The sequence below is a fragment of the Corynebacterium sp. KPL2734 genome (assembly GCF_040225595.1).
Taxonomy (GTDB): Bacteria; Actinomycetota; Actinomycetes; order Mycobacteriales; family Mycobacteriaceae; genus Corynebacterium; species Corynebacterium rhinophilum.
Genome location: NZ_JBEHFO010000012.1, coordinates 37,641 through 57,247 on the forward strand (window position 1 = coordinate 37,641; position 19,607 = coordinate 57,247).

Below are 19,607 nucleotides of genomic sequence, written 5' to 3' on the forward strand. Positions count from 1 at the left end.
GTAACTTACTTATGGCTTGCTAGCCACGCTTTCTTTTCCTACCCCGGATCTCGTTCCGGGTGGGGAGGGGGAGCGTGGCTTTTTGCTTTCACAGGTTTCATCCAGAAACTTATCAGTAGGCTAGAAACTGGGTTTGCCATGATGGCTTACTGAAGCTTGCACGCACGCAGGTGTGCAGATAACAGGAAGTAATAGGAGCTACAGGACGCATGGAAGACAATAAACTTGCCAAAGTCCTCGTCGTTGATGACGAGCCGAATATCGTGGAACTACTGACGGTATCGTTGAAGTTCCAAAATTTTGAGGTCTACAGCGCTAACTCAGGTAACGAGGCGCTGCGCGTGGCGCGCGAGGTAAACCCGGATGCCTATATTTTGGACGTCATGATGCCGGGTATGGACGGCTTCGAGCTCTTGGGCAAGCTGCGCCAGGAAGGCCTAGACGGCCCGGTGCTGTACCTGACCGCCAAGGACGGCGTGGATCAGCGCATCCACGGCCTGACCATCGGCGCGGACGATTACGTTACCAAGCCCTTTAGCCTTGAAGAGGTCATTACCCGCCTGCGCGTGATCATGCGCCGCGGCGGTGCCGCCGAGGAGTCTTCTAATGACGCCACCATGAGCTATGCCGATCTGACCTTGAATGACGATACCCACGAGGTCACCAAGAGCGGCGAGCTCATCGAGCTGTCTCCCACGGAGTTCAACCTCCTGCGCTACCTCATGCAAAACAAGGAAGTGGTGCTCTCCAAGTCTAAGATCCTGGACAACGTCTGGCACTACGATTTCGGCGGCGATGGCAACGTCGTGGAATCTTATATTTCTTACCTGCGCCGCAAGATCGATACCGGCGATACGCAGCTTATCCACACCGTGCGCGGTGTTGGCTATGTGCTGCGCACCCCTCGGTCCTAAACTGACGTTTTATAATGGCAGATTCACAGGAGAAACCCGCTGCGGGCAGGCCCGTGCAGGCTAAGCCCCAGCAAACCCAGCAGCCGCCCAAGAAATGGCATGAGCAGCTGGACCAGCTGCCGCAGCAGGGGCAGGGAAAGAAGAAGCGCTCCAAGCGCGACTACATCAAGCAGATTCCGCAGGCGATGCCGCTTCGCACCTGGCTGGTGGTTCTCCTCGTGGTTATCTCCGGCCTCGGGTTAACGGGCTCGTCCTTTGCCGTGAACTCGATCATGCGCAACGTGCTCTATAACAACGTCGATAGCGAGCTGCGCTCGGCGTCGTCCTCCTGGGCCCGCGATGTGGGCAATGACTTCTTCCTAGGTGATCACACCAAGCGCCCGCCCACGGAATACGTGGTGCTCAATTACCTTCCAGATGGCACGATTCGCTATTCCGGGCCCACGTCCACCACCCCGGACGTAGAGGGCGTTCCCTTGGGTGGCTACCCCACGACGGTGGGCTCGATTGAAAATAACACCAAGTGGCGCGCGCTGGCCTTTGCGGATTCCAATGGCGTTATCACCGTCATTGCCAAGGACATGACCCATGAAAAGGAAATCCTGCACGGCCTTGCCATGGTGCAGGTATCCATTGCGGCGATTGCCTTGGCTGCCATGGCCGGCGTGGGCTTCTGGTTTATCCGCAGGGCGCTGCGGCCGCTGCGGGTGGTGGAATCGACAGCATCGGAAATCGCGGCCGGCGACCTGGACAAGCGCGTGCCCGAGTGGCCGCTGCACACGGAGGTCGGCCAATTGGCCGCCGCGCTCAATATCATGCTGGGCCACCTGCAGCGCTCGGTCGTTACGGCGCAGGAAAAAGAGGAACAGATGCGCCGCTTTGTCGGCGATGCCTCCCACGAGCTGCGCACCCCGTTGACCAGCCTGCGCGGTTACACGGAGCTTTACCGCTCTGGGGCGACAAACGATGTCGATCTGGTCTTTTCCAAGATCGATAAGGAATCCAAGCGCATGTCGCTGCTGGTAGAGGACCTGCTGGCGCTGACCCGCGCGGAAGGCACGCGTCTAGACTTGCGGCCGGTGGACCTTTTGGAGCTTTCCCTTTCGGTGGGATCGTCCGCGCGAGCCGCCTTCCCGGAGCGCGAGGTCAAGGTGGTTAATAATGCGCAGTCCATCCCGGTGGTCAATGGCGATGCAGACCGCCTCCACCAGGTGCTACTCAACCTGATTTCCAATGGCCTGCGCCACGGCGGCGAGGATGCCACGGTCACCCTGCAGTTGCGCCGCGACAACAAGGACATCCTCGTGGATGTCATCGATGACGGCAAGGGAATGTCCTCTGAGGATGCCGCCCACATCTTCGAGCGCTTCTACCGCGCGGATTCCTCGCGCACGCGCGATACCGGCGGATCCGGCTTGGGTCTTGCCATCGTGCATTCCTTGGTGGAACAGCACGGCGGCAGCATCAGCGTGGATTCCACGCTCGGCCACGGCACCACCTTTACGGTGCGCCTGCCCGCGCTGGAGGAACCGGAGGATTAATCCTCGCGGTAGCCGTCCTCGTTGGTGCCCAAGTGCTGGCGGATGCGCGCCGCCGCCTCATCCATGGCGGCATCATCGGTGTCCTCGGCGGCATAAGCCTTGGCAAAGTCGTACTCTTCCATCTTCTCGGTGGGGAAGAGGTGGATGTGGGTGTGCGGCACATCGAAGCCGGCGATGACGTAGCCGGTGCGCGGGGTATCGTACGCGTTCTTGATGGCCTCACCGATTTCTAGGGCCACCTCGTTCAGGTGCGTCCAGGTCTGGGGATCCAGGTCGGTCCACTTATCTACTTCCTCGACGGGAACGACCAAAGTGTGGCCGTAGCGCAGTGGCTCGATGGATAAAAATGCCACGCAGCTCTTATCGCGGTAGACAAAGCGAGCGGGTAGGTCACCAGTGATGATTTTGCTAAATACAGAAGCCATAGCTGCCAGGCTACCCCCAGCTATGATGGTGGGCATGCGCATTCTCGTAATTGGTTCGGGCGGCCGTGAACACGCCCTCGTAAAAGGACTGCACGCTGATCCACAGGCTGCGGAGATCCACGTCGCGCCCGGCAGCGCGGCCATGGAACCGCTGGCTACCCTGCACCCGGAATACTCCCAGGTAGATGATCCAGAACGCATGGTGGGACTGGCCCGTGAGATCGCTGCCGAGCTCGTGGTTATTGGCCCCGAGGTGCCGCTGGTCGCCGGCGTGGCGGATGCGCTGCGCGCAGAAGGCATTGCGGTATTCGGGCCGAATAAGGACGCCGCCCAGATTGAAGGCTCCAAGGCCTTTGCCAAGGAAGTCATGGAGGCAGCTGGGGTCAACACCGCCCGCGCGCAGCAGGTGCGACCAGGCGCTAGCGAGGCCGATATTGAGGCCGCGCTGGATAATTTTGGTCCTCAGTTTGTGGTCAAGGACGATGGCCTGGCAGGCGGCAAGGGCGTGGTGGTCACCGGCGAGCGCGCCGCTGCCCGCGCCCACGTGGATGCGGTCTTAGGCGCCGGCAACCCCGTGCTGCTGGAAACTTTCCTGGACGGGCCCGAGGTATCGCTATTTTGCCTTGTCGATGGCGAGACCGTCGTGCCGCTGTTACCCGCCCAGGATCACAAGCGCGCCTACGACAATGACGAGGGCCCCAATACCGGCGGCATGGGCGCGTACACACCGCTGCCGTGGCTTGGCAAGGACGACGTGCAGCGCATCGTGGACGAGGTATGCACCCCGGTTGCCAAGGAAATGGTGCGCCGCGGCACCCCGTATTCCGGCCTGCTCTATGCCGGACTGGCCTGGGGCGAAGAAGGCCCAGCGGTGGTGGAATTTAACTGCCGCTTTGGTGACCCAGAAACCCAAGCGGTGCTCTCACTCCTAAAATCCCCGCTGGCACAAGCGCTCAATGCCACCGCCACCGGCACGCTGGCAGAACTCGAGCCCCTTCAGTGGGAAGATGGCTATGCCATCACCGTGGTCATGGCGGCCGAGGGATACCCAGCCTCGCCCCGCAAGGGCGATGCCATCACGGGCGAAGGCCTCGAGGATCCAGAGCGCGTGCTGCACGCCGGCACGAAACGCTCCAATGGGGTATTCCAGAGCAATGGTGGCCGCGTGCTCAACGTGCTGGGCAAGGGCGAAACGCTAGACGCCGCGCGCGAGAATGCCTACGCCACCGCCCAGGGCATTGAGTTTGCGGGCGGGTTTGTCCGGAGGGACATCGGCAAGCGCGCAGCAGCCGGTGAAATTTCTATCTAGCAAGTAGCCACGGGGGAGGGCAGGCATGGAATAATAAGCCACGTGGCTGAGAAGAAGAATATCCCCAACGTCCTGTCCTCCCGTTATGCTTCTGCAGAGCTTGCCAATATCTGGAGCGCGGAGCATAAAATCATCCTCGAGCGCAAGCTATGGATCGCCGTGATGCACGCCCAGAAGAACCTGGGCGTGGACATCCCCGCCAAGGCCATTAGCGCGTATGAGGCCGTTATCGAGGACGTAAACCTCGAATCCATTGCTGAGCGCGAGCGCGTCACCCGCCACGATGTGAAGGCCCGCATCGAAGAATTCAATGCGCTGGCCGGCTACGAGCACATCCACAAGGGCATGACCAGCCGCGATCTCACCGAGAACGTGGAGCAGTTGCAGATCCACACCTCGCTGGAAATCATCCGGGATAAGGCCATCGCCGTGGTCTCGCGCATCGGCCGTCACGCCGCCGAGTACCAATCCCTAGTCATGGCTGGGCGCTCGCACAACGTGGCCGCGCAGGCCACCACGCTGGGCAAGCGCTTTGCCACCGCCGGCGATGAGATGCTGCTGGCCATCGAACGCGTGGAAGACCTGCTTTCGCACTACCCACTGCGCGGCATCAAGGGCCCCATGGGCACCTCGCAGGACATGCTCGATCTCATGGGCGGTTCCGAAGATAAGCTCGCCTCCCTAGAGACCAATATTGCGGATTACCTGGGCTTTCGCCGCATCTTCAACTCTGTGGGCCAGGTGTACCCGCGCTCGCTGGATTTCGATGCCATCTCCTGCCTCGTCTCCCTGGGCACCGCCCCGGCATCGCTGGCCACCACCATCCGCTTGATGGCCGGCAACGAGACCGTCACCGAGGGCTTCAAGGAAGGCCAGGTCGGCTCGTCCGCCATGCCGCACAAGATGAACGCCCGCTCCTGCGAACGCGTGACCGGCCTGCAGGTCATCCTGCGCGGCTACCTCACCATGGCCGCAGACCTCGCCGGCAGCCAGTGGAACGAGGGCGATGTCTCCTGCTCGGTGGTGCGACGCGTGGCGCTTCCCGATGCCTTCTTTGCCATCGACGGCCAATTCGAAACCTTCCTCACCGTGCTCGATGAATTCGGTGCCTTCCCGGCCATGATTGACCGCGAGCTGGAGCGCTACCTGCCCTTCCTCGCCACCACCCGCATCCTCATGGCCGCGGTGCGCGCCGGGGTGGGCCGCGAGACCGCCCACGAGGTCATCAAGGAAAACGCCGTGGCCGTGGCGCTGAATATGCGCGAAAACGGTGGCAACCAAGACCTGGTCCAGCGCCTCGCCGCAGATGACCGCCTGCCCATGGACGAGGCCGAGCTCGAAAGGGTCCTCGAGGATAAGCACGCCTTCATCGGCGCCGCTGAATCCCAGGTCTCTCAGGTCCTGCACCGCATCAAGGCCCTCGTGGGTGAGCACCCCAAGGCCGCTGCCTATACGCCGGGCGAGATTCTCTAAGCTCACGCGCGGGCTTACGTGCCCGCGCACACCCGCGCGTTATGATGAGACCATGCGTCCTGAGCTTTCTTCTTATACCCATGTAGCCTCCGGCAAGGTCCGTGATATTTACGATGTGGATGACACCACCCTGCTGATGGTGGTCTCTGACCGCATCTCCGCCTACGACTTTGCCTTGGAACCGGCCATCCCGGACAAGGGCCGGGTTCTCACGGCCACCTCGAAGTTCTTCTTTGATGCCATCGATTTTCCCAACCACCTCGCCGGACCGCTCGATGATGAGCGCATTCCGGAAGAATGCTTGGGTCGCGCCATGGTGGTCAAGAAGCTAGACATGCTGCCCTTCGAGTGCGTGGCGCGCGGTTTCCTTACCGGCTCCGGCTTAAAGGAATACCAGGCCGACGGCACCGTGTGCGGCATCGAGCTGCCCGCAGGCCTTGTCGAGGCCTCCCGCCTGCCCGAGCCCATTTTCACTCCGGCCACCAAGGCTGAGCAGGGCGATCACGATGAGAATGTGTCTTTCGAACACGTGGCAGACAAGCTCGGCCGCGAGCGCGCCGAGGAACTGCGCGCGGCTACCTTGCGCATTTATGCCAAGGCCGCCCAATTGGCGGAGGAGAAGGGCATTATCTTGGCCGATACCAAATTCGAGTTCGGCCTCGATGCAGATGGCACGCTCGTGCTTGCCGATGAAGTCCTCACCCCCGATTCCTCCCGCTACTGGCCCGCAGATTCCTACGTGGAAGGCGAGGTACAGCCCTCCTTTGATAAGCAGTACGTGCGCGATTGGCTGACTTCTGATGCCTCCGGCTGGGATAAGTCCTCTGAGACCACCCCGCCCGCGCTTCCCGATGACGTCGTTTCCGCCACCCGTCTGCGCTATATTGAGGCCTACGAAAAGCTATCGGGTGAGCGTTTCGCGGACTTCTTTGCGCCGCGTTCCTAGCCGCCCGGGCCGGTCTAGGCCGCGCGCGTTAGCTGGTTGCCTGCGGCTGTTGCCCGCCGCTGGGGAACCGTCGGTGACGCGTACAGTGGTAGGGCATGAGTGATGAAAAGACGACCGCACCGGTAGCCCCAGTCCACCCCGTAAAGCGCGAATTTCACGGCCGCGAATTCGTGGATAATTACGAGTGGATGCGCGATAAGCAATCGCAGGAAACCCTGGATTACCTCAACGCCGAAAATGATTACACCGCGGCGCATACCGGGCACTTGGATGCGATGACGGAGAATATCTTCCAAGAGATTAAATCCCGCATTAAACAAACCGATATGTCCGTGCCAGCCCGCCGCGGTAAGTACTGGTACTACGGCCGCTCCGAAGAGGGGAAGAACTACGGGTATTCCTGCCGCATCCCGGTAGAAGAGGGCAGCGATCCGTGGACCGCACCGGTGATTCCAGAAGAAGGCAGCCCAGAGGGTGAAGAAATTATCTTGGACGCCAATGCCCTGGCAGAGGGCAAGGACTTCTTCGCCCTTGGTGCGGCCTCCATCTCAGATTCCGGCCGCTACCTGGCCTATTCCGTAGACTTTGCGGGTGACGAGCGCTTTGAACTGTCCATTAAGGACCTCGAAACGGGAGAGCTTCTAGAAGATCACCTCACCGGAATTTTCTATGGCGCTACCTGGGCGGGCGACGGCTATATCTTCTACTCTACGGTCGATGATGCCTGGCGCCCGGATGCGGTGTGGCGCCATAAGGTAGGCACCGAGCAGTCCGCGGATGTGCGCGTCTTCCACGAGGAAGATGAGCACTTTAACGTGGGCATCGGCAGTGCCCGCTCCGATAAGTACCTCTTCATCGGGGTGGGGTCGAAGATTACCTCGGAAGCCTGGGTATTGGATACGGAGAACCCCGAAGGCGAATTCCGCCCGCTGTGGACGCGCGAGACCGGCGTGGACTATGACGTAGACCATGCCGTAGTGGGCGGCGAGGACTACTGGATTGTCACCCACAACGCCACCGGCCCGAACTTCGCAGTGGGCTATGCCAAAGTGGATGCGGAACTTCCCGCCCTGCGCGAGCTGCCGGAGCTTCTAGCACACGATGACACCACCCGCATCGAGGGCGTGGATACCTACCGCGATCACATGGTGGTGGGCTACCGCCGCGGTGGCATCGGCCGCGCTGCCATCATGCGCGTTGGCGATGACTTCGGGGAATTCGAAGAACTCAATTTCAACGAGGAACTCTTTACCGTCGCCGTGGCCGGTAACCCGGAATGGGATGCGCCGGTAGTCCGCGTGAATTACGTGTCTTATATTCAGCCCGCGCAGCTTTTCGATTACCGCGTGGATACCGGCGAGTACACGCTGCTGAAAGAACAAGAAGTCCCCGGTGGCTATGATCCGGATGATTACGTGGCCTACCGCATCTGGTCGACTGCCAGCGATGGCACCAAGATCCCAGTCTCCGTGGTGCACCGTTCCGACTTAGACCGCACCAAGCCCAACCCGACGCTGTTGTATGGCTACGGCTCCTACGAGGCCAGCATGGACCCGTACTTCTCCGCGACCCGGCTATCACTCATGGACCGCGGCATGATTTATGCGGTCGCCCACGTGCGCGGCGGCGGCGAGATGGGCCGTAAATGGTACGACGATGGCAAGATGCTGCAGAAGAAAAATACCTTCACCGATTTCATCGCTGTGGCCGATGACCTCATCGAGCGCCGCGTGACCACCCCGGACCAGATGGTGGCCGAAGGCGGGTCCGCCGGCGGCATGCTCATGGGCACCGTGGCCAATATGGCCCCTGACCGCTTTACCGCCATCCAAGCCGTGGTCCCCTTCGTGGATCCGCTGACCTCGATGCTCATGCCGGAACTTCCCCTTACCGTTCCCGAGTGGGAAGAGTGGGGCGATCCGTACCACGATCCTGAGTACTACGACTATATGAAGTCCTACTCGCCCTACGAGAATGTCGAGGCCAAAGACTATCCGGATATCTTGGCTATCACCTCGCTGAACGATACCCGCGTGCTGTACGTGGAACCGGCAAAGTGGATCGCCCAGCTGCGCGCTACCGCCACAAGCGGCGAGTTCCTGCTCAAGACGGAAATGGCCGCCGGGCACGGTGGCGTATCCGGCCGCTACGATAAGTGGCGCCAAAACGCCTTCGAATACGCCTGGACCATCAATAAGGCCACCGGCCTGACGGAGTAACTGCTTACCACAGTCGTGCGCTGGCTGGCACTCTGGCCAGCGTTCTGGCCAGCGCGCGGATCTGGCGGTCCTGTGCGATAATTTGAGCTATGACTAGCCACCTTCTGGTTTCTATCTCCAGTATTTTTGAGGACACTCGGAAGCAGGCTACAAGCTTCCTGTCGGTTCTGGACCGGGAGGAAATCCCCGTCTCCCTGCTCATCGCCCCGCATATTGACGGCAATTGGCACCTAGCCAAGGACAAGGACACCCAACAGTGGCTCAAGGATCAAGCGACCGCTGGTCGCCCACTTATCCTCAATGGCTTTGACCAAGCAGTCCAAGGCCGCCGCGCGGAGTTTGCCAACCTCAATTCACACGAGGCGAAGCTGCGCCTAGCCGGTGCGACCCGGCAGATGGCACAGATTGGTTTCGAACCCACCATCTTCGCACCCCCGCGCTGGCGCATGTCTCCCGGAACGTTGCAGGTCCTGCCCAAATTCCCCTTTGAGGCGGCGGCTTCTACCCGCGGCATCCTGGAGGTCCCCACCGGGAAATTCCACCAAGCCCGCAACCTTTCTTTTGGTGAGGGCTTCGGTTCCGCCAAGTGGTGGCGCAAAAACATCATCCGCGCGGCCGAGCGTTCCGCCCAGCGCGGCAATACCGTGCGCCTTTCCATATCCGCCCGCAACCTAGATGATCGCAAGGTCAGCAAGGATTTTGTGAAGGCAGCTCGCCGCGCCCTTGACGCGGGCGCTACTCCCGCTGATTACAGCATTTACCTGCCGCGTTAGTCCGGCGGAGGTTTTATAGTAGACAGCACGAAACGAACAGATGAACTAACAACGCGAGAGGCGGCAGACCTTCTGAATGTCTCACGGCCGTGAGTCATCAAGCTCATGGACGAAGGAGTCCTGGAGGGGCATACAGAAGGAACCTACCGCCATCTGTATGCCTCCAGCGTGCAGGATTTTAAACGCCAGAGAGACCTTGAACAGCGTGCTGCTGCAGACGAGCTCGCGGTGCTTTCTGACGAGATGGGCCTGTACGAGTAGGCGCTCCTACTTGCTTAGGCCGTTGATGAAGTCCTTCGCCTGCTGCGGGAGCATGCCCCAGATTCCAGCGGGGATGATCTTTTGCAGGTTGCCGGTGGCCGCCATGAAACCGGGGATGGCGAGCAGGCCAGCCAGGATGGCGAAGCCGATGATGGCGCCGGTGCCAAGTGAGCTAGAGCCGAACCCGAAGCCCGGGCCATCGGTGTTGTCATCGTCCTGGTCGTCGCCGCTGGGGGCGTCAGTGGATTCATCCTCGCCCAGGGTGAAACCGACCTTGACGGGGTCGTGGTCGGAGGCGCGGAAAGGGGAGTCGTCGTAGAAATCCACTGCGTTGTAGTTGCGGCGGGAGTACTCAAAGGCAACGGGTTCGTCGGCGTTGATGTTCCACACTTGGGCATCGGCAAGCGTGCCTGAGGCAACCTCATTGGCCAGAACGTGGTCCAAGGTTCCGAGCAGGCCGCCGAACTGGTAGGAGGTATCGGCGCCGTATTTTTCCGCAGGCACGGTAAAACCATCGTTGCGGAAGACATCGAGTGCGGTTTCGTGGGTGTAGGCATTGAAATCACCCAGGGCAAAGAGCGGCTTATCCTTCCAATCGTCCTGTTTGTGCAGGGCATCGAGCACGGCCTGGGCCTGCGCGTTGCGGACGTTGGGGTTATTGCCCTGGCCATCGCCGGGATCCTCATCGCCCTTGGCCACCGAGCCCTTGGACTTGAAGTGGTTGGCCACGGCGACGAAGGACTCGTCATCGCTATTGAGCGGCTGGAATTCCTGGGCCAGCGGCTCGCGGGCGGTGCCGGAAAAGCGCGGATCCTGGAAGATACGGGAATCGCCCACGGGCTTGACCACGTCCTTGTGGTAGATAAACGCGGTGCGGATGACATCGGGGCGCTCAGGGACTTGTTCCTTGGACGGGGAGGGAACGAAGGCCCACTTTTCTGAGCCCGCGGCCTCGTTGAGTTTTTCGGTCAGGCGTTTCAGCGCCTTATCGCGCTGGTTAAAGTCCCCGGTGACTGCGTAGCCATCTTCGATTTCGGAAAGTCCAATGACATCGGCATCCAGGCCATTGATGGCGGCGACGATCTTGCGCTCTTGGTCCTTTAACGCGGATTCGGTATAGGCGCCGCGGGTCTTGCCACGGTTGACGGTGACCTTATTGCCCGCGCGGTCGGTATAGGCGCTGCCGCCGTATTCCTCGCCCAGGGAGGTGAAGTAATTCAGCACGTTAAAGGCACCGATGGTGTATTCGCCCTTTACGTCATCAACGGCGTGCAGCTCCGCATCGCGGGATTCTTCCCAGGAGATGGGGAGATCGGCGCCGGCGGTCTCACCGGTGACCGGTTCGGTGGGCTGGAAGCGCCACTGCTCGTGGGAGTAGCCCACGATGACCGGGTGCTGGAATTCGACGGTATCGGTGGTGCGCAGGGACTTGATGGTCTTGCCGCCATCTTGGGCGATATAGGGCAGCGGGGTGTCCTTATCGGTCCTTAAATAATCGCGGGTGCGGCCATCATCCAAGGTAACGAGCTTTTCAGCGTTATCCTTGGCCAGTTTGTGCAGCTCGGAATTGGGATCGGTGGAAGGGGAGTGGACATCGGAAGGCTGGCGGAAAGCTTCATCGCCCGGGGCGAGGCCGACCTCGCCGTATTGGTTGAGCGAGTAGTTATTGGTCACGGTGTGCGCGCCGGGTTGGATGAGCATGTGCTCAAAGGGCTCGCGTGCGCCGTCGCCTTGGGGCAGCTCATCCACGGCGAGCGGGGTGACCACTTCCAATGCGGTATCGAGCTGCTTGAGGGAAGAAGCGCTGACCTGGGTGGCGCCGTAATACTCGGAGACCTGGCCGGTGATCTCTACGGAATCGCCGATGCTGGGGTACTTATCGGCGCCCTTTTTACCCATGTGCACAAATAGCGCCTGGGAGGCATCGGTGGTTTCTTGGCCGGTGCCGCCGGTTTGGATGGTAAAGCCATTCAGGCCCCCTCGCTCCACACGCCGGTGACAACGCCCTGGGTAGCAACGTTCTTGCCCTCGAGCGGGGAGGCATCGCCGGTGCCTTGGATTTCAGCGATCGGGGTAATGCCCTCGGGCGCGGGAAGGTTCTCGGAATCATCGGAGCTGCCCGAGTCACCCGATCCGCCTGGCTGCGGGGAGGGGGACGCGTTGCCGGAATTGGTGGGATTTGGCCTACCGACGGTGAAGTCCGCGGAGTTGTCATCGGTATCGGTGCCCGCCGCGTTGCGGGAAGCGGAGGCGTCATTGGATAGCGCGCCGGTGGCAGCTCCTTCAGACTTGGAGGCGGCGCCGTAACCTATGAGGTCAATGGTATTACCGGTGGCATCGGCAAGCTGCACCGAGCCCTTCGTGCCGGACATATTGACCTTGCCGTCTGCATCCGGGGCGGGAAGAGCCTGGGCCTGGCCATTGCCGGCGGCAGCCTGTACCAGGTAGTAACCGTGGGGAGCGATGGTGCCGGACAGGGTGATCTTGCCGCCGCTATTGCCGTTGGAGGCAAAGTACTCCACGGACCAGCCGGTGAGATCGATTGCGGCATCGGTGGGGTTATAAAGCTCGATGAAATCATTGGAAAAGCTCGCACCCTTGTTTCCGCCACCGCCGTAGACCTCAGAGATGACCGCGGTGGAATTATCCGGGGCGGCCATGGCGGAAGGCACCGCAATGGATAGGGAGAGGGTGGAGAAACCGGCAGCGAGGGCTACCCTGCCAAGGCGGCGAAGAGCCATAGAAGTCACCTTAATCATAGAGAAAGTTGTCATGGACGCCTTTTATTTTTACTCGCTGAACTATCGGTGTACCCGGGACCGCTTTGGGCGGGTTTCGCGCGAGCAGGCTGTGAAACCTGGGTGCCGCGCAAAATTCATTTTCCTGCTGGTGGTAATTTACGCGGAGTTTGCTTTACCGGGGTGAAAACCCTGCAGTGGGGGTATATCTAGGGATTGGGCGGGGGTATGACTACACTGAATCGGGCAGACCTAAGCCCCATACAGTAAGGCAAAAATTTCATGGCTCGTGTAGTTGTCAATGTCATGCCCAAGGCGGAAATTCTGGATCCGCAGGGCCAAGCTGTCGTCCGCGCATTGGGTCGCATCGGAGTATCCGGTGTCAGCGATGTGCGCCAAGGAAAGCGCTTCGAACTCGAGGTAGATGATTCCGTTACCGCAGAGGAACTGGATAAGGTAGCAGAAACGCTGCTGGCTAATACCGTCATCGAGGACTACGAGGTTACGCAGCTGGAGGTCAAGTAAGTGACCGCAAAAATCGGAGTAATCACCTTCCTCGGCACCCTGGATGATGTGGATGCCGCCCGCGCAGCCCGCACCGCCGGCGCCGAGGTCATTAACCTCTGGCACGCGGATGCTGATCTGCGCGGCGTGGACGCGGTAGTAGTGCCGGGCGGCTTTTCCTATGGTGACTATCTGCGCTCGGGCGCTATCTCGGCGCTTGCCCCCGTCATGCGCAGCGTCATCGACCGCGCCAAGGCAGGAATGCCGGTACTCGGCATTTGCAATGGTTTCCAAATCTTGACTGAAGCAGGCCTCTTGCCGGGCGCATTGACCCGGAATAAGGGCCTGCATTTTCATTGCACCGATACTTACCTGGAGGTGGAGCACTCCACCACGGCCTGGACCAGCGAGTTTGAAAAGGGCCAAAAGATTTTGGTTCCCGCCAAGCACGGCGAGGGCCGCTTCCAGGCAGGCGATGACGATATCGCCCGTATCGAGGGCGAAGGCCGCGTGGTCTTCCGCTATACCGATAATTACAACGGCTCCATCAATGGCATTGCTGGGGTAAGCGATGAGTCCGGCCGCATCGTGGGCCTCATGCCGCACCCAGAACACGCCATTGACCCGCTGACCGGCCCATCTACCGACGGATTGGGACTATTCGTATCCGCCATCAAGGCCGTCGCGGAAGCGCCGGCGGTTTAAGGAGGCCACCTACATGACCGTTTCTAATGACACCGTAGACAAGGCGCAGTCCACCCCGGATGAGCAGCAGCCGTACGTTGAGCTCGGCCTGAAGGATGACGAATACCAGCGCATCCACGATATTCTGGGACGGCGCCCTACCGACGCGGAGCTGACCATGTACTCCGTGATGTGGTCCGAGCACTGCTCCTATAAGTCCTCCAAGACGCACCTGCGCTACTTTGGTGAGACCATGACGGAGGAGATGGGGGAGAAGATCCTGGCCGGCATTGGTGAAAACGCCGGCGTGGTGGACATCGGCGATGGCAACGCGGTGACCTTCCGCGTGGAATCGCACAACCACCCCTCCTATGTGGAGCCCTACCAGGGCGCGGCGACCGGCGTGGGCGGCATCGTCCGCGACATCATGGCCATGGGGGCGCGCCCCATCGCCGTGATGGATCAGCTGCGCTTTGGGCCTGCCGATGCCCCCGATACCAAACGCGTGCTACCCGGCGTCGTCTCTGGTGTGGGCGGCTACGGCAACTCCTTGGGCCTGCCCAATATTGGCGGCGAGACCGTCTTTGATGAAACCTATGCCGGTAACCCGCTGGTCAACGCCCTGTGTGTGGGTACGCTCAAGGTTGATGACCTGAAACTCGCCTTCGCCTCCGGCAAGGGTAATAAGGTCATGCTCTTTGGCTCCCGCACCGGCCTGGACGGCATCGGCGGCGTATCCGTGCTGGCCTCCGATACCTTTGAGGACGGCGCGGAGCGCAAGCTACCGGCCGTGCAGGTGGGCGACCCCTTCGCGGAAAAGGTGCTCATCGAATGCTGCCTGGACCTCTACCACGCCGGCGTTGTGGTGGGCATCCAGGACTTGGGCGGCGCCGGCCTGGCTTGTGCCACCTCTGAGCTGGCCGCTTCCGGCGATGGCGGCATGGAGGTCAACCTCGATGCCGTGCCGCTGCGCGCGGAAAACATGACCGCCGCGGAAATCCTTGCCTCCGAGTCCCAGGAGCGCATGTGCGCCGTCGTGGCACCGGAAAACGTGGAGAAGTTCCGCGAAATCTGCGAGCACTGGGAGGTCACCTGCGCCGAAATCGGTGAGGTTACTGAGGGCGATCACCTGGTCATCCGCCACCAGGGTGAGGTCGTCGTCGATGCGCCGGCTGGCACCATCGCGGATGAAGCGCCCGTCTACGAGCGCCCCTACGCCCGCCCCGAGTGGCAGGATGAGCTGCAGAAATACCAGGGCACGAACAAGCGCGGCCTGGTGGAATCCCTGCAGAAGCTTATTTCCTCGCCTTCGTTGTGCTCGCGCGATTTCATCATGAATCAGTATGACCGCTACGTGCGCGGCAATACCGTCCAGTCCCACCACGCGGATGCGGGTGTGCTGCGCATTGATGAGGAGACCGGCCGCGGTGTCGCCGTTTCCGCCGATGCTTCCGGCCGCTACACCAAGCTGGATCCGAACATGGGCGCGCGCCTGGCTCTGGCGGAGGCCTACCGCAACGTCGCGGTTACCGGCGCGAAGCCCGTTGCGATTACCAACTGCCTGAACTACGGTTCGCCGGAAAACCCGGACGTGATGTGGCAGTTCCGCGAATCCGTGCATGGGCTTGCCGATGCCGCCGTTGAACTCTCCATCCCCGTCTCCGGCGGTAACGTCTCCTTCTACAACCAGACCGGCTCCGAGCCCATCCTGCCCACCCCGGTCGTGGGCGTGCTCGGCGTTATCGACGATGTGCACCAAGCCATTGGCAATAACTTGGGCACCGTCAATGAGAAGGAAGTCCTCATCGCCTTGGGTGAGACCAAGGATGAGTTCGGCGGTTCCATCTGGCAGCTGGTGAGCGCCGAGGGCGCCGATAAGGACAACCTCAACGGCTTGCCGCCGCAGGTGGACATGGCAAATGAGAAGCGCCTCGCGGACTTCTTCCACGGCAACGATCTGCTCACCGCCGCGCACGATGTCTCCGAGGGCGGCCTGGCCGTCGCCGCCTTTGAGATGGCCAAGCGTGCCGGTGCGCCTGCCGATGCCGCCGGCCTAGGCCTCGACCTCGATCTCACCGCCGTGCACGAGGACGCCTTCACCGCGGCCTTCTCCGAGTCCGCTTCCCGCGCGCTCGTGGCCACCACCGCTGACCGCGCCGATAAGGTGCTCGCCCGTGCCGCTGAGCTTGGCATTCCAGCAGCCATCGTGGGTGAGACCACCGAGACCGGTGCGCTTACCTTGGGTGGCGAATCCGTGGCCATCTCTCAGTTGGTTGAGGCATGGTCTGCTACCTTGCCTGACCTCTTCGGTCACGCCGTGGGCGCTAACTCCGTTGTGGAGTAAGCCAGCCCCTGTCACCGCTTAGCTCAAGCCCGGCTTTGGCCGGGCTTGAGGAGCGTTTAGACTATCTTCGATGATCGGGGTCGCTGCCCAATGAGCATCGCCCTTTCTCTCTGTCTCGAATCGTAATTTTTATATTAGGAGTCCCATGAGCGCGCATTCCCGCCATCAAGCCTCCGCGCCCGCAACAACAGTGCTGCGGTGGTACCACCATGGTATTGGGCTGGTATTTGGCCTCGTGGTTGCCGTAATTTCCGCCGGAAAACTGAATTACGGTGACTGGGGTGCGTTATGGATTGCTGGATTGCTCGTCCGCGATGGAAATCGGGAGCATTTATATAGGATCGATGAACGCGATTTCGCACTGCCACGTGGTGATGTGTGGTTAGACACCATCGCCCACTCTGATGTCACTGAGTTCCCGCACCCTTATGTTCACGTCCCATTTCTCGCGGATGTGATGAGCTTGGTCGTGCGGGTCATGAGTTTTGATGTCTCCGTGATATTGCTCGCGATTGCTTCCGGTTGGGCGCTGGTGGTGTTGATAGTCTCCGCCTGGTTCTTGTGGTTTGAAGAAGAAATACCGACCATGGCCTTGCTTTTTGGAATCCTCTTGGGCTGGGCATCGAATGCATTTCAGTCATCGTTATTTCTTGGCCAGACGAGCCCGCTGATTTTTGCGGGAGTTGCATACGGCCTTGCTGCTTCTCGCGTGCACCCAGTACGCGCAGGAATTGCACTAGGACTTGTATCTGCAGTGAAGCTAACCCCCATTATCCTCGTGCTCATCTGCGTGGTTTTCCCGCGGGCGCGCAAAGCGGGATTGGTAGCACTCGGGACAGGAGCCGTTGCCGTACTCTACTCAATCGTCGTTTCTGGCTGGGACGTGTTTACCTCTTGGTGGGATACCCTGCAGGACATCAAGGCGGCAATAATGGTCGCTCCTGTCAACGGGTCGATTGCTTCCCAACTGAGCACCAATCGCGTTGAAGATGACAGCATTCTTGTCACCATCGTTCATGATCCTTCACTGGCTGCCAGCCTTATTCCGCCTTTTGTAACCCTGGCATTAATTGCGCTGGTTATTGTTACCGCTTTGCGGTCACAGGAGCCGTGGCGCATTGCTGCCGTCGGCATCTTTACGGTTCTCACGGCTACCGGCAATATCTTGTGGGATCATTACGTCTTGTGCGCCGTATTGCCACTGCTAGGCGTTCTGGCCCGCGGGCAGAATCGCATCATTTATGTTGTGCCGGTCTTAGGTCTATTCTTATTCCCACCGCTGGCCAGGGCAGATTCTGAAATGTGGTTGTCATGGTCCTCGTTGATCGTCTTGGTGGGCTTTGTAATCGCACTGTGTATCGCGGAGCTAAGCCGAAAGGACGCCCTGCCTCTGCGAGACCGCCGCCTTTCCTTCAAAAAGGCGAGTTAGTAAGCGGCTTTCCTCCACTAAAGCCGCCACCACGTCTCTCCGGAACCGAGGACTTGAAGATCGTTGCCCGGCTGCTATCCGCCCAATGATGCTGGTACCCACTCAGTGATGGTGTATGTTCACGGCGGGTAGTTGGTGCTGAATGCGCTTGCCGATGCCGACGGCCTGGGCCGGGCCTTTTGCTTGGTTTACGCTACTATTTAAGATCTATGGACAGTGAAGGAGGATCGTCATGGCACCTGTACGAGTGACGATTCAACCTGCTGTGCTGTCTTGGGCGGTATCCCGCACTAGGCTCTCAAAATCCGCGCTACTCAAGCATTTTCCCAAAATCCATGAATGGGAAACTGGTGAAGAGCGTCCCACTTTAAAACAAGCGAAAGACCTAGCGAAAAAAGCTCACATTCCTTTCGGCAGGCTGCTTCTCGATGTTCCTACAGGCGATGAGGTTGAGGTCGCGGACTTTAGAACCGTGCGCAATGAGCAGCTCGATACGGTCAGCCCAGAGCTGCAGGAAGTCATGTTCGCTTCCCAGACGCGCCTCGATTGGTACGCCGAATACGCACGGGACATAGGAATTGATCCGCCGGAACTTTTCCGTAGTGCGACGATTTCTGAGTCCGCAGCGGTTGCCGCTAGTAGCGTTCGGCACGCACTCCGCCTCAAGCGAGAAGCTCCTCTTCCTGGGCGTGACAAAGTTCGTGAATTGGTTTCCTTGATGGAAGATGCTGGGATACTCGTTGCCCGAAACTCCATTGCTGAAAACTCCACCCGCAGGGCACTTAATACAGAAGAATTTCGTGGATTTACCCTTGAGGAGGATGGCTACTGCCTAGTTTTCATCAATACTCGCGATGCCAAGACAGCTCAACTTTTCAGTCTTGCGCACGAATTAGCTCACGTTGTGCTTGGCAAACCCGGAATTTCTGATCACTCGGAGCGCCTAGAAACCGAGCAATGGTGTAATCAATTTGCTGCGGCTTTCTTGTGCCCGGGGCGTTCTCTGCGGGAGAAATTGCAGCCCACTGATGAGCTAGAGGAACAGGTCTCAACACTATCCAAGATATACGGTATGAGCCGCGAAGCATTGTTGTGGCGGCTGGTAGGACTTGGAATGGTCCCACAAGAAGAAGCTATTCCACTTGCGGCACGGTTCCGGAAAGAACAGGCGCTAATAAAGACTTCGCGAGATGCTAAAGGTGCGCCTCCTCGCCATGTTTTAATTAAAGCAAGGGTGGGAGAGAGATTTTTTGAGACAGTATTAGGCGCCGCAGAATCAGGAGTCCTACCTGAAAAACAAGCTGCAAGTCTTCTGGGAACAACTACGTATGATTCCTTTGAAAATCTTGTATCGTCTGCACGATCTTCGGGCAGAAAAGCGGTATAAGCGATGTACGTCATCGATACGAATTTTCTTGGTGAGTTAACGACTACTTATCCAGAAGACGTATTCCCCAGCCTGTGGAAAGAGCTTGAGATTAAGCTTTTTGTTCCGGGTATTTACTTCCATGATGAGGTCCACGAAGAAATGAAGAGCTGGGGGCATCCTCGCTTTGCGTGGTATGAAAACCTTGTCCGTCCCAGTCAGCGGTTGTCTCCTGATGAGGAAGAAATCCTAGCTTATGAAGAAATGACACGTTGGGTCAGTACGGAGCGCGAGCCTAAATACAAACCAAACGCAGTAGATATATTTTTGGATGCTGCAGATTCTTGGTTAGTTGCCTCCGCGTATCGGCATAAAGCGAAGATTGTAACCAACGAGAAACCCGCGCCAAATGGAAAAGCACGAGTGAAGATTCCGGATGTAGCACAGTACTTTGACGTCGAGTGTGTGGATGGTATTGATTTCTTAAGAAAACTTAATATTAGTATTTAGTCCCATGCAAGTGGCATAGAACTTTGTGGAGCTAAAATCGTGTGTATGTAGGTGGATATCTCGTCTGCGAGAGCATCGCTAGGGTGCTTCAAAAGGTTGCGTCCGCTAGTGTGGTGTATCTGTAACCCGTGGTAAGCCTCGTGCCGGTGCACAATAAGGCGACCATCACGG

Annotated in this window: 16 protein-coding genes; 13 read left to right on the forward strand and 3 right to left on the reverse strand. The window is 59.4% G+C overall.

Annotated features, from left to right (window positions below; translation table 11 throughout):
- The first annotated feature begins 209 nt into the window (after positions 1 to 209).
- Positions 210 to 914 carry a response regulator transcription factor gene (locus ABRP88_RS08475; RefSeq protein WP_349836944.1) on the forward strand — a complete coding sequence of 235 codons (705 nt, stop codon included), beginning with the start codon at positions 210 to 212 and terminating at the stop codon, positions 912 to 914.
- A gap of 14 nt (positions 915 to 928) precedes the next feature.
- Positions 929 to 2,455: a sensor histidine kinase gene (locus ABRP88_RS08480; protein WP_349836945.1), complete on the forward strand. Its 1,527-nt coding sequence runs from the start codon at positions 929 to 931 to the stop codon at positions 2,453 to 2,455.
- Here the strand turns inward: ABRP88_RS08480 and ABRP88_RS08485 are convergent.
- Positions 2,452 to 2,880, reverse strand: a complete 429-nt coding sequence (locus tag ABRP88_RS08485) for an HIT family protein (RefSeq protein ID WP_284770355.1) — start codon at positions 2,878 to 2,880, stop codon at positions 2,452 to 2,454. The genes ABRP88_RS08480 and ABRP88_RS08485 overlap by 4 nt on opposite strands.
- Positions 2,881 to 2,914: 34 nt before the next feature.
- Between ABRP88_RS08485 and purD the strand changes: the two genes are divergently transcribed.
- The 5 genes from purD to ABRP88_RS08510 all read left to right on the forward strand — a co-directional run bounded on the left by purD (position 2,915) and on the right by ABRP88_RS08510 (position 9,600).
- Positions 2,915 to 4,189, forward strand: a complete 1,275-nt coding sequence (purD, locus tag ABRP88_RS08490) for a phosphoribosylamine--glycine ligase (RefSeq protein ID WP_349836946.1) — start codon at positions 2,915 to 2,917, stop codon at positions 4,187 to 4,189.
- A gap of 33 nt (positions 4,190 to 4,222) precedes the next feature.
- The gene (purB, locus tag ABRP88_RS08495) at positions 4,223 to 5,662 is read left to right on the forward strand and encodes an adenylosuccinate lyase (RefSeq protein ID WP_005279575.1); all 1,440 of its coding nucleotides are present in this window, start codon (positions 4,223 to 4,225) and stop codon (positions 5,660 to 5,662) included.
- A 52-nt stretch (positions 5,663 to 5,714) separates the two neighbouring features.
- Positions 5,715 to 6,608: a phosphoribosylaminoimidazolesuccinocarboxamide synthase gene (locus ABRP88_RS08500; protein WP_349836947.1), complete on the forward strand. Its 894-nt coding sequence runs from the start codon at positions 5,715 to 5,717 to the stop codon at positions 6,606 to 6,608.
- A gap of 95 nt (positions 6,609 to 6,703) precedes the next feature.
- A complete protein-coding gene (locus ABRP88_RS08505) occupies positions 6,704 to 8,827 on the forward strand; it encodes a S9 family peptidase (RefSeq protein ID WP_349836948.1) in 2,124 nt (707 codons plus the stop codon).
- Positions 8,828 to 8,916: 89 nt separating this feature from the next.
- Positions 8,917 to 9,600: a DUF2334 domain-containing protein gene (locus tag ABRP88_RS08510; RefSeq protein ID WP_349836949.1), complete on the forward strand. Its 684-nt coding sequence runs from the start codon at positions 8,917 to 8,919 to the stop codon at positions 9,598 to 9,600.
- Positions 9,601 to 9,867: 267 nt separating this feature from the next.
- Here the strand turns inward: ABRP88_RS08510 and ABRP88_RS08515 are convergent, their stop codons facing one another.
- Positions 9,868 to 11,850, reverse strand: coding sequence for an ExeM/NucH family extracellular endonuclease (locus tag ABRP88_RS08515; RefSeq protein ID WP_349836950.1), 1,983 nt, complete (start codon positions 11,848 to 11,850; stop codon positions 9,868 to 9,870).
- Positions 11,832 to 12,635, reverse strand: a complete 804-nt coding sequence (locus ABRP88_RS08520; RefSeq protein ID WP_349836951.1) for a lamin tail domain-containing protein — start codon at positions 12,633 to 12,635, stop codon at positions 11,832 to 11,834. The genes ABRP88_RS08515 and ABRP88_RS08520 overlap by 19 nt, the downstream gene beginning before the upstream one ends.
- Before the next feature lie 246 nt (positions 12,636 to 12,881).
- Here ABRP88_RS08520 and purS point away from each other — a divergent pair, with 246 nt between their 5' ends.
- The 6 genes from purS to ABRP88_RS08550 all read left to right on the forward strand — a co-directional run bounded on the left by purS (position 12,882) and on the right by ABRP88_RS08550 (position 19,436).
- Complete coding sequence (gene purS / locus ABRP88_RS08525; protein WP_005279580.1) at positions 12,882 to 13,124, forward strand: phosphoribosylformylglycinamidine synthase subunit PurS; 243 nt, start codon at positions 12,882 to 12,884, stop codon at positions 13,122 to 13,124.
- Positions 13,125 to 13,808: a phosphoribosylformylglycinamidine synthase subunit PurQ gene (gene purQ, locus ABRP88_RS08530; RefSeq protein WP_349836952.1), complete on the forward strand. Its 684-nt coding sequence runs from the start codon at positions 13,125 to 13,127 to the stop codon at positions 13,806 to 13,808.
- 13 nt (positions 13,809 to 13,821) lie between these two features.
- Positions 13,822 to 16,131: a phosphoribosylformylglycinamidine synthase subunit PurL gene (gene purL, locus ABRP88_RS08535; RefSeq protein WP_349836953.1), complete on the forward strand. Its 2,310-nt coding sequence runs from the start codon at positions 13,822 to 13,824 to the stop codon at positions 16,129 to 16,131.
- A gap of 145 nt (positions 16,132 to 16,276) precedes the next feature.
- The gene (locus ABRP88_RS08540) at positions 16,277 to 17,560 is read left to right on the forward strand and encodes a glycosyltransferase family 87 protein (protein WP_349836954.1); all 1,284 of its coding nucleotides are present in this window, start codon (positions 16,277 to 16,279) and stop codon (positions 17,558 to 17,560) included.
- A 232-nt stretch (positions 17,561 to 17,792) separates the two neighbouring features.
- Positions 17,793 to 18,947 (forward strand): ImmA/IrrE family metallo-endopeptidase, encoded by a 1,155-nt coding sequence (locus ABRP88_RS08545; RefSeq protein WP_349836955.1) that lies wholly within the window; start codon positions 17,793 to 17,795, stop codon positions 18,945 to 18,947.
- 3 nt (positions 18,948 to 18,950) lie between these two features.
- Complete coding sequence (locus ABRP88_RS08550; protein ID WP_349836956.1) at positions 18,951 to 19,436, forward strand: DUF4411 family protein; 486 nt, start codon at positions 18,951 to 18,953, stop codon at positions 19,434 to 19,436.
- Positions 19,437 to 19,607 lie beyond the last annotated feature (171 nt).